General features: G+C 64.7%; 9 protein-coding genes, 1 tRNA gene and 1 pseudogene. 3 read left to right on the top strand and 8 right to left on the bottom strand.

Going from position 1 to position 10,692, the window contains the following annotated elements; all coding sequences use genetic code 11:
- The 8 genes and pseudogenes from CSR00_RS28060 to CSR00_RS28025 all read right to left on the bottom strand — a co-directional run.
- Positions 1-237, bottom strand: a 237-nt coding sequence (locus tag CSR00_RS28060) for a transposase (protein ID WP_141564510.1), incomplete at its 3' end; no start/stop codon positions are given.
- A 344-nt stretch (positions 238-581) separates the two neighbouring features.
- Complete coding sequence (locus CSR00_RS28055; RefSeq protein WP_099025652.1) at positions 582-1,514, bottom strand: IS3 family transposase; 933 nt, start codon at positions 1,512-1,514, stop codon at positions 582-584.
- Complete coding sequence (locus tag CSR00_RS28050) at positions 1,511-1,801, bottom strand: transposase (protein WP_099025651.1); 291 nt, start codon at positions 1,799-1,801, stop codon at positions 1,511-1,513. The genes CSR00_RS28055 and CSR00_RS28050 overlap by 4 nt, the downstream gene beginning before the upstream one ends.
- A gap of 42 nt (positions 1,802-1,843) precedes the next feature.
- Positions 1,844-2,224, bottom strand: a complete 381-nt coding sequence (locus CSR00_RS28045) for a DUF4365 domain-containing protein (RefSeq protein WP_281259766.1) — start codon at positions 2,222-2,224, stop codon at positions 1,844-1,846.
- A gap of 13 nt (positions 2,225-2,237) precedes the next feature.
- Complete coding sequence (locus CSR00_RS28040) at positions 2,238-3,914, bottom strand: UvrD-helicase domain-containing protein (protein ID WP_245906677.1); 1,677 nt, start codon at positions 3,912-3,914, stop codon at positions 2,238-2,240.
- The gene (locus tag CSR00_RS28035) at positions 3,911-5,536 is read right to left on the bottom strand and encodes an ATP-dependent nuclease (protein WP_099025650.1); all 1,626 of its coding nucleotides are present in this window, start codon (positions 5,534-5,536) and stop codon (positions 3,911-3,913) included. The genes CSR00_RS28040 and CSR00_RS28035 overlap by 4 nt, the downstream gene beginning before the upstream one ends.
- 90 nt (positions 5,537-5,626) lie before the next feature.
- Positions 5,627-6,490 (bottom strand): annotated as a pseudogene (locus CSR00_RS28030) (type I restriction-modification system subunit M); the annotation flags it as partial.
- A 405-nt stretch (positions 6,491-6,895) separates the two neighbouring features.
- A tRNA-Leu gene (locus CSR00_RS28025) sits at positions 6,896-6,981 on the bottom strand.
- A gap of 280 nt (positions 6,982-7,261) precedes the next feature.
- Here CSR00_RS28025 and CSR00_RS28020 point away from each other — a divergent pair.
- The 3 genes from CSR00_RS28020 to CSR00_RS28010 all read left to right on the top strand — a co-directional run.
- Complete coding sequence (locus CSR00_RS28020; protein ID WP_099025653.1) at positions 7,262-8,725, top strand: FhaA domain-containing protein; 1,464 nt, start codon at positions 7,262-7,264, stop codon at positions 8,723-8,725.
- Between the two features lie 155 nt (positions 8,726-8,880).
- On the top strand, positions 8,881-9,348 hold the full coding sequence (locus tag CSR00_RS28015; RefSeq protein ID WP_099025649.1) for an FHA domain-containing protein FhaB/FipA: 468 nt from the start codon (positions 8,881-8,883) through the stop codon (positions 9,346-9,348).
- A partial coding sequence (locus CSR00_RS28010; RefSeq protein ID WP_141564509.1) for a PP2C family protein-serine/threonine phosphatase occupies positions 9,345-10,692 on the top strand: 1,348 nt, incomplete at its 3' end. The genes CSR00_RS28015 and CSR00_RS28010, both read left to right, overlap by 4 nt.

Here is a 10,692-nt window from a genome sequence, read left to right as displayed (position 1 = left end):
TTCGGCGTCAGCCAGCAGCCGCTTGAGGCGGGCGTTCTGCTCGCGCAGCTCTTTGAGTTCCTTGGCGGCGTCGGTATCCATGCCGCCGTAGGTGCGCCGCCAGTTGTACAGCGTGGCCGGCGAGACCCCCAGCTCGGCCGCGATCTCCTCACCGGTCTTGCCCTCGGCAGCCAGCTCATCTGCCCGGCGCAGCTTGCGCACGATGTCCTCCGCAGAATTCCGCTTCCGACCAGCCATGTGTTCATCGTCCCTTCTGGCCCGACATCGGGCCACAGGACTCTAGAACTGGTTGGACTCATTCAGCGGGAACACGCCAGACCCATTCCTCGACATCCACGACAAGGCGGTTACCGTTCTCTAACAACGTCATCCACGGCTTCGCAAGTTGCAGCTGCCGTAGACGCAGCTCGTAGGGAGCTCCCTCTGCTAATTCCCGGAGCTGCTCGGCAGCGCTCGCATTCAACTGGTGCCGTCCAGGGATTAGCAGTTTCCATCCACCCCTGCTACTTTGCTCAAGGGTCGCCCGAGTCACCGCCTGCCAGAAGCACTTCTGTGGTTCCCCCGAGATCGTGGAGGGTTTCTTAAGCCGCTTCCGGCTCCTGTCGGTTTTCCCTGATCTCGTAGTTGACGGGTGATAGCCCGTCAGCGGCGCTATGGCGTCGTTGATGGTTGTAGAACGTGTAACACCAGTCGATGACAACGGCCCGCGCTTGAAGTGTATCACTGAAAGTGTTGCGGGACAGCACTTCCCATTCCAACGACGAGAAGAACGCCTCGGCAGCGGCGTTGTCGAAGCACGACCCCACCCGGCCCATCGACTGACGCACACCCAGCGTGGTGCACAGCGCCCGGAACGCCTGGGCGGTGTAGGTGCTGCCGCGGTCGGTGTGGAAGATGACCCGCTTGGCCTCGTCGTCACACCAGATCGCCTCCCGCCCACCACGGGCGGCCACCGCCATCTCCAACGCGGCACACGCCAGCGCGGCGTCCGGATGCCGAGAGGTCGCCGCACCCAGCAGTCGGCGGCTGTACAGATCGATCACCGTCGCCAAGTACAACTTGCCGCAGGCGGTGGGAATCTCGGTCATGTCCCCAACCCATTTGGTGTTCGGCGCCGCCGCGGTGAAGTCCCGTTTGAGCAGGTCGGGGAACTTCGGCGCGGACTTGTCCTGCCGGGTGAGCCCGCCGCGGCGGCGGATCTTGCGCGCGATCAGACCTTGGCGGCGCATCGAGTCGGCGACGGTCTTCTCCGATACCGTCCAGCCCAGATCGCGCAGATCGGCCACCAGCCGTGGTGACCCGTGCAACCCCTTGGCCGTGGCGAACGCGGCCCTGACGGCGTCGTCGAGGGCGGCGCGGCGCCGATCGGTGTCGGTGTGCACCCCATCTGGATCGCCGGCACGGCCCAGCCACTTGTAGAACCAGGACACGCTGATCCCCAGCAGTGCGCAGGTGAACCTATGGGGCACCCGGTAGTTGGTCCTCTGGTCAGCGATGAAGCGTGCCACGCTCACTTCGTCGCCTCCTTCACCCACAGGACCACGGATCGCTTGAGGACATCGCGCTCCATCCGCAGCTCGGCGACCTCGCTGCGCAGGCGTTTCAGTTCGTCCATGTCATCGCAGGTCAGCTCACCGCGGCCCTCGCGGGCCTCCCGCGCACGGGTCACCCAGTTACCCAGCGTGCCCTCGTGCACCCCGAGGTCACGAGCGACCTGAGCGATCGGCTTACCCGTCTCCTCGACGATCCGGACCGCACCCTCACGGAACTCCCGGTCGTACTTCTTCCGTTTCTCTGGCATCTCGACCCCTATTGTCGATGCCTCCACGCTTTCGGGGGAACCTCACTTCCGGATCGCCGGGTCGTACAGAACCGCGATAACCGGCAAGGAGTGATCCAGCCAGTAGTGAACGTGTTGGGTATCGGGCCGAAACCACCAGCCGCCCGGTGCGGGCTCGTTGAACCAACTCGATCCGCTCTTAATTTGGAGCGCAAGAAGACGGCCCGTAACTTCCTCACCGTCAACCACCTCTGTATGTGCATCGATGCCATAGTCCTCGGTAGGTTGCTCGCGAAATAGCCACCTCAACTGGGTTTCAAGAACCATCTTTGTATAAGTCACCCCATCGGTGGCTACTTGCGCTGATGGAGAACGCCGCAAGCTTCTCCCCTCCCTTTTGATAGCCGAGCCTGACTCACCCTGTGTAGGCCACGCCCAAATCATCGACACAGAGACCTCAGTGTCGTGAAGTTTCCTCCACATCTCGACTCTGATAGAGAGCGTCTATTTGGCCGGTCAGTTGCTCGCTGTTAACGACTGCAGACGGTTGGAGGTCGGCGAACCAGGGGCTCGCATCGACCTGGAACGGTCCATACCGACCGTTCGCCGTATGTACGCGGGTTACAACGAGACCGTGCCGTGCACGCGACAACATGACCAAGAGGACGCGCTTCTCCTCGGCGACCGCCTCCGGGGTCTTCGCGAAGTAGCTAGGCACCTGCCCAGCCTCCAGACCGCACACGAACGCCCAGTCGAACTGTTGACCCTTGCCCGTGTGCGCATTGAGCAAGTGCACGCCAGGCCCAACAGCGATGTCGCTATCGTCGGCATGCCGAAAACGCGACAACACTTGCCGAACGGAGGCGTCGCCGCCGCCTTGTTCGGCCAATTGGTCGAACGCATTGCCAAGATCTTCGGAAGTGTCAATGTCGCTGGGGTCCAGTGCTTTTAGCGCGGCGTGTCGTGCATCATCAACGGTAGCGCCTCTCGGCAGCCCGGAAACTACGCTACGGATTCGATCGCGAATGAGTGGGTCATCGATCGCGAGGTCCCAGCGCCGGCATAGCACGTCTGGCATGGCCGCGAACGTTTGGTCAATGACGGTACGACGACCCGCCGACCGTGTGATGATGCCGATCGACGCAGCGGAGTCGGCCGCGGCGATAGTGGCCGCGGTCGTGCACACGAAGTCCGCTTCATCGGCGCGGTCGCCGAAAGCCAGCGCCGCGGCGGCACCGCCGCTGGGCCATGCATCCGGGTCATATGCTGTGAGCGGTTTGGCACCCATGGTCGCGGCCATTCGATTCACTACACCTAAGACGGCCGGCGATGACCTGTAGGAGACGGTCAGCTCAACCGGCTGGCCGCATAAGGCTCGCAGCCGAGCTTCGACATTCGTCGGATCGGCGCCAGCCCATGAGTAGATCCCTTGGAGCGGGTCGCCGGCGAACGTTCGCCACATCGTGCTCGTGCGGAGGACGACGTCGAGCTGCTGGTTCGATAGGTCCTGAAACTCATCGACAAGCACAGCGCCGTAGTGCTGCTGGTAGAGGTTGGCAATCTCGTCAATACGCAGCAATTGCTGCGCGTGGCGTAGTAAGTCGTCGTAGTGCAGCTGACCACGACTGACCCGCTCGCGTTCGACGCGAACGGCGAGGGCATCGCCGGACTGGTCAAGCGCTGCGGCCACCTCGTCGTCGTTGCGGACTTCGCGTTTGACCTTCCCCAGCAGCTCTTCTGCGGCACGGTTTGCATCGGCATCGGCAGACAGCTCTTTCAGCGCCTTGCCGAGGGTCTGTGTAGTCGGAAATGTCAGAGCCGCAGGGTCAAGTCCGAGGGTGCGGCCATGAGACTTGATGAGGTCAGCCGCGTGTCCGTGGAAGTTGTGCACGGTCACGTAACGGCGGAAACGTTGAGGTCCCAGGAGTTGTCGCAGCCGCTCGCTGAGATTGGCCTTCGCACGGTTGGTAAAGGTTAGGGCGAGGATCTTCTGGTGAGTACGCAGCCTAGGGATTAGCTCGACAGCACGCATCGCGAGTAGCTCGGTTTTTCCGCATCCGGGCGGCGCGATCACAAGCAGGTTGGGCTCGGAGCTGGATGCAGCGACCTGTTGAGTATCGTGCGGACTGGTCACGAGGCGCCATCCAGGCTGACAAGGCGCTGCAGAAGTGCGTCGACACTGGATATGTTAGCCGCGGTTGCGACGTCCAGTTGTGAAGCTAAAGCAGTTGCGGCGCTTACCTTTCCAGCGCGGCAGTATGCTGCCGCTGACTCGGCGGTGACGGCGTCGAGCTCCGCTACGCCAGCCGATTTCAGAATGTCGTCCTTCTTGCAGTAGCCGCCATCGATCAACCCTTGGGCCGCGGCGGGACCCCCGAAGGCGGCGCAGACTTCGGCCTCGAGGTCCGGGGCAGAGACGAATAACGTGGTGCCGAAGACGCGGGCGGGCTTTCCGCCTATGGCGCCATGCCACACTGCCTTTTCCTTTTCGTCGACCAAGCCGAGTAGCTGCACGTTGAACCCAGCGGAGCCGATTAAGCGGTAGACGTGGGGGAACTTATGGGCGCCGTCGATGTCGAAGACAACCGCCCCAATACGATCCAGCGCGACCCCGGCCAGCTCGGCGGCTCGTTCGACAATGACCCGATCAGTGAGTCCCTCAACGACAACGACGTATCGGGCGGTAAGTACTTCGATAAGGCGTGGGGACCACCAGTTGATGCGTTCCTTCTCGACCGCGCTAAGCTTTTCGTTGGGAATTTGGTGACAGACGCCGTCGCGGTTGACTGCGATTACGTCAGCTGGCTCGAAGCGCTGCACGATAAACGGAGAGTGCGTTACCAACAGCTTCTGATTGCCGGCGGTACTAAAAAGTTCCGCAACGGTGCGTTGGCTGGATGGATGGAGATGGAGCTCGGGCTCATCGATGGATACGACGTTCGCCGTGCCCTCCGCTAAGTCGAATAGCGTCATCAACACGAGCTGGCGCAGACCGTCAGACTGCGCAGTCATCGGCACGTGTTGGTCGTCAACTTTGAAGAACATCGACACACCACCCAGTACGTCTTCGTCGGGGTCCGAGGCAGTCCGCACTGATAGGTCGTCCTTGCCGACAGTCCGCGGCATTGCCTTCGAGAGGTGTGATGCTGCATTGGCGCGAAGTTCACCGATTGCCGTGCTGGCTTCTAGCTTGGTATTGAATCCTGCGAGCAAGTCGGCCAACTCACTGCGTTCGGTCCCAAGTTCAATCGCGCGAAGCAGCGTCTGCAACGCGCTATTCGGACCGTCGAGGGCAGCCGAAGATGCGCTGCGGTTCGCTGGCAAGTACCGCCATCCGATGCGAAGGAGTTGATCGCGGCTCGGCGCGCGCTGATGCCCTGCATCTGGAAACCAGCGACGGACATTTACTCCTTGCGCATCGTCGGGATCTGGACTCACTGTCATCCGTATGCGCAGCGTCTCGCTCTTGTCGGCCGCATTCACATCAATTTCGCTTGTGAACAGGGTGCGGTCTGCGTCGTCGAAGTCGATTAGCGTGACCTCCACCGCAAGGTCCGCCGTTGGATCACGCAGGTCTGAGATCCCGAGTTGTTGATATAGCGTGCCGGTAGTCGAGCCAAGTAACAGGTTTAGGAGCCGCAGCACTGAGCTCTTACCAACATCGTTAGCACCCACAATGACGGCGTGACCGCGCACTTCAAGCGCGAGATCGCGAATTCGGCTGTGATTCGCGATCTCGATGCGGCTAATTCGCATGCCGACCTCCAGGACGATAGGAAGTGTCGTCGTAAGCGTCCATGGCTAAGCCTTTCGAGCGAGGCGTTGTGCACTTTGGCAGCACAGCACCGCCTTCCAGTCGAACCCGTAGGGCGGATTGGACATGCAGAAGTCAAAGGTTCGGTCCCAGAACTGGTCATCGGAGAGGGTGTCGCCTAGACGGATGTTGCCGGCATCCTGGCCTTTGGCGAGCATGTCGGACTTGCAGACGGCGTAGGACTGGTCATTGATCTCCTGGCCATAGAGCCGCAGCCGCGCGTCCGGGTTTCGCTCCAGCAGCCGTTCCTCGGCCACCGAGAGCATCCCGCCGGTCCCGGCGGTGGGGTCGTAAATGGAGTGGACCGTTCCGGGTTCAAGCAGCGCTTCGTTTGCCACAGCGAACAGCAAGTCGACCATCAGCCGGATCGCGTCGCGTGGGGTGTAGTGCTCGCCGGCCTCCTCATTCGATGCTTCGGCGAACTTGTAGATCAGGAACTCGAAAAGGTCGTCCATCTCGGCGTTGGGCACCGTGTCGGGGTGCAGGTCGACCTCCGCGAACTTGGAAGTGATCAGGTAGAGCCGGTTCTTCTCGTCCAGGGTGGTCAGTTCGTTCTCGAACTTGTAGCGCTCGAACACGTCGATGTTGGCCGAGAATCCTGTGATGTAGTCGACCAGGTTGGCCCGCAGACCCTCGGGATCGTTGAGCAGCGTCGCGAAGTCGAAGGCGCTGGTGTTGTACAAACTCAAGCCAGTCTTGCGTTTGACCTGCACGTCAAGCGCGCCGCCGCCGTACTTGTCAGCAAGGGTGCGCACCTCGTCGCGGGTGGACTCAAGGATGCAGTCCAGGCGCCGCAGGATCGTGAACGGCAGAATCACCCCGCCGTACTGGTGCGGCTTGTACACCCCGCGCAGCTGATCGGCGATCCCCCACACAAAATTGCCCAGCTTGCTCAAGTGCAGATTCCCCCACCATCTAGTCCGAATTACCGTTCCAGCATCTTCGCGCATACCGCAACGGCCAGTTCGGTTCCCATCCTGTCGTGTCGAAGGTCCGCAGGCCGGGAAATCGGTGCGCTCAACCGCGATACGTAGATTGGTTACGGAATAGGAGGGCAAGCCGACGTAGGTCGGACCTGATTCACGTATCTAGCCCGGCATCGTCGGGCGGGGACGTCGAGCCATTCAGCACCCTGCTATCCCGCGGCAGAGGCCCACCCGGCTGCCAAGAACGGGAGTTAGCGCCCGAAGTCCCCGGACCGCCGACAAGATGACTCCCGCCCGTAGTGCCCCACAAAACACAAAGGTCACGAACCATTTCTGATTCGTGACCTTCATGCCTGGAGTTCGTAGAACTCCTCTTGGTGGGCGAAGGGGGACTTGAACCCCCACGTCCCGAAGGACACTGGCACCTGAAGCCAGCGCGTCTGCCATTCCGCCACTCGCCCAAACAACCGGCAGAGCGTATCACGGCACCCACGTCCGATCCCAAATCGCCGTCCGGCGGTCAAGCACCTCCACGGCCGGCCCGGCAACGGGCTGACCTGCCACTATCTGATTCTCAGAGTTCTTATGGTGACGAGTGCCCGGCACCGACCGATACCATGCATGGACTACCTCTAGGTGGCCCGACACGCATGTCCGTGCACGTAGGCGGACCGTCGCCGGGTGGTCGTCGAGGTGGGCGACCGGCCGTGGGCCGGCACGAGACAGAAGACGGGCGGTGTGATGGGGCTTGTTCAGCGGTTCGACCGCAAGCTGGAGTCCACCGTCGGCGACGCGTTCGCCCGGGTCTTCGGGGGCTCGATCGTCCCGCAGGAGGTCGAGGGGATGCTGCGCCGGGAATGCGCCGACAGCGTCCGCTCGCTGCAGGGCGGCCGACTTTTGGCTCCCAACGAATACGTCATTACCCTCAGTGTGCCCGACTACGAGAAGGTGATCGCCGATCCCGATCTCACGTCGGATACTTTTGCCAAACATCTCGGGGGCTACATCGGCGAACAAGGGTGGCAAACGTATGGTGAGGTGGTTGTCCGCTTCGCGCAGTCCGCGCACCTGCACACGGGGCAGGTGCGCGCTCGCGGTGTCGTCAATCCCGACGCCACCCCCGACGCCGATCCGGCACCGGCCGGCACCGAACCCGCCCCGCCACAACCAGACCAGGCATTGACCGCAGAACCAGGAGTACCGATGACCGACAATCCCAGCTACCGCGGTGGCCAGGGGCAGGGACGGCCCGGCCCCGCTCCCGGCGATGAGTACTACGACGAGCGCTACGGGCACCCCCAGGATGACCCGCGCGCCGCGCAGGCGCCCGACCAGGGCGGCTACCCCCCGCAGGGCGATCCGAACTACCCGCCCCGGCCGAACTACCCCGACCAGGGCGGCTACCCGCCGCAGTACGAGCAGCGGCCCCCCGCCGGATACGGCCCGCCGTCGGGCGGCTACCCCCCGCAGGGTCCGCCCTCGGGCGGCTATCCCCCCTCCGGCGGGTACGAGCAGGGCGGCTATGACCAGGGCGGCTATCGCCAGCCCCCCGGCTACCCCGATCAGCGCGGCTACGCTCCTCAGGGCGCTCCGCAGGGTCCCCCGCCCGGCTACGGCGAACCGCCGCGCGGCGACTACAACTACGGCCAGGACTACGGCCGCCCGCCGGCCCGGCCCGGCTACCCCGACCAGGGCGGCTACGAGCAGGGCTACCCGGGCGGGCAGGCCTACGGCCGCCCCGACTACCCCCAGCCGGGCGCCCAGCCCGATTACGGCCGCGGCTACCCCGACCAGGGCTACGGCGAACCGCCGCGCGGCGACTACAACTACGGGCAGGACTACGGCCAGGAGTACGGCCAGCCCGCCCAGGCTGGCTACGCCGGCTACGGCCAGGGCGGCGACTACCGTCCGGCCGGGGTGCCGACGGTCACCCTGCAGCTCGACGACGGCAGCGGCCGCACCTACCAGCTGCGTGAGGGCGCCAACGTCATCGGCCGCGGGCAGGACGCCCAGTTCCGGCTGCCCGACACGGGTGTGTCGCGCCGGCATCTGGAGATCCGCTGGGACGGTCAGGTGGCGCTGCTCAGCGACCTCAACTCCACCAACGGCACCACGGTGAACAACGCGCCGGTGCAGGAGTGGCAGCTGGCCGACGGCGACGTCATCCGGCTCGGACACTCCGAAATCGTCGTCCGCGTTCATTAAGCCGTCCGCCGGCCCGGCCCGCCGATCTGTGTGGTCGGTACCGGGCACACGGTGGTGCTTGTCCGCCGTGGCGGTGGTCAGGCAAGTATCGTGACCATGCCGACGGCCCGCGGGGACGCCGGACGCGGAGGCCACGAGGACGGGAAGGACGCCAGATGCAGGGACTGGTTCTGCAGCTGACGCGCGCCGGGTTCCTCCTGTTGCTGTGGGTCTTCATCTGGTCGGTGCTGCGTATTCTGCGCAACGACATCTACGCCCCGACCGGGGCGGTGATGGTGCGACGCGGCCTGGCCCTGCGGGGCACGCTCCTGCCGACCCGCAAGGCGCGCACCACCCCGCGCTACCTGGTGGTCACCGAGGGCTCGCTGGCCGGGACCCGGATCACCCTGGGCACCCAGCCGGTGCTCATCGGCAGGGCCGACGATTCGACCCTGGTCCTCACCGACGACTACGCCTCCACCCGCCATGCGCGGCTGTCCCAACGGGGTTCGGAGTGGTACGTCGAAGACTTAGGATCGACCAACGGCACTTACCTCGACAGGGCGAAGGTGACGACAGCGGTACGAGTTCCCATCGGGACACCGGTACATATCGGCAAGACGGCAGTTGAGTTGCGCCCGTGAGCCTTGTTCTGCGATACGCCGCCCGCAGCGACCGGGGTCTGGTCCGCGCCAACAACGAGGACTCCGTGTACGCCGGGGCGCGGCTGCTGGCGCTGGCCGACGGGATGGGCGGGCACGCCGCCGGGGAGATCGCCTCGCAGCTGGTGATCGCCGCGCTGGCCCACCTCGACGACGACGAGCCCGGCGGGGATCTGCTCGGCAAGCTCGACGACGCCGTGCACGAGGGCAACGCCGCGATCGCCGCCCATGTCGAGGCCGAGCCCGAACTCGAGGGCATGGGCACCACGCTGACCGCCATCCTGTTCGCCGGCAACCGGTTGGGGCTGGTGCACATCGGCGACTCGCGCGGCTACCTGCTGCGCGACGGTGAACTGACCCAGATCACCAAGGACGACACCTTCGTCCAGACGCTGGTCGACGAGGGCCGCATCACCGCCGAGGAGGCGCACAGCCACCCGCAGCGCTCCCTGATCATGCGCGCGCTGACCGGACACGAGGTCGAACCGACCCTGACGGTGCGCGAGGCCCGCGCCGGCGACCGCTACCTGCTGTGCTCCGACGGATTGTCCGACCCGGTCAGCCAGGACACCATCCTGGAGGCGCTGCAGATCGAGGACGTCACCGAGAGCGCCGACCGCCTCATCGAACTGGCCCTGCGCGGCGGCGGTCCCGACAACGTCACCGTGGTGGTCGCCGACGTGGTGGACTACGAGTACGGGCAGACCCAGCCGATCCTGGCCGGCGCGGTGTCCGGCCAGGACAGCGACACGGCCCCGCCCAACACGGCGGCGGGCCGCGCCTCGGCCATCAACCGGCAGCGCACCGAGGCCAAACAGGTTGTCGCCGAACCCGAGCCGCCGGCCAAGGTGCCCCGGTCCAAGCGCAGGGCGATCATCGCGGCGGTCCTGGTGGTGCTGCTGGTGCTGGCCGGGCTGGCCGTCGGCCGTGAGATCGTGCGCAACAACTACTACGTCGCCGAACACGACGGCAAGGTCGTGATCATGCGCGGGATCCAGGGCTCCATCCTGGGGGTGGCCATGCAGGAACCCTTTCTGGTGGGCTGCATCAACGACCGCAACGAGCTGTCCCAGATCAGCTACGGCGAGGCCGAGAACACGCTGAACTGTCAGCTCCTGCGGGTCCAGGACCTGCGCGAATCCGAACGCACGCAGGTCATCGCCGGCCTGCCCGGCGGGTCCCTGGACGAGGCCATCAACCAGCTCAAGGAGCTGGCGCACAGCTCGCTGCTTCCGGTGTGCCCACCGGCGGACGCGACGCCGAGCCCCTCCCCCACCACGTCGGCACCCACCCCGGCCCCCAAGCCGCCCCCCGCGCACCCCCTCC

The sequence above is a fragment of the Mycolicibacterium palauense genome (assembly GCF_002592005.1).
GTDB lineage: Bacteria > Actinomycetota > Actinomycetes > Mycobacteriales > Mycobacteriaceae > Mycobacterium > Mycobacterium palauense.
This window is presented reverse-complemented; position numbering and strand designations above follow the sequence as displayed.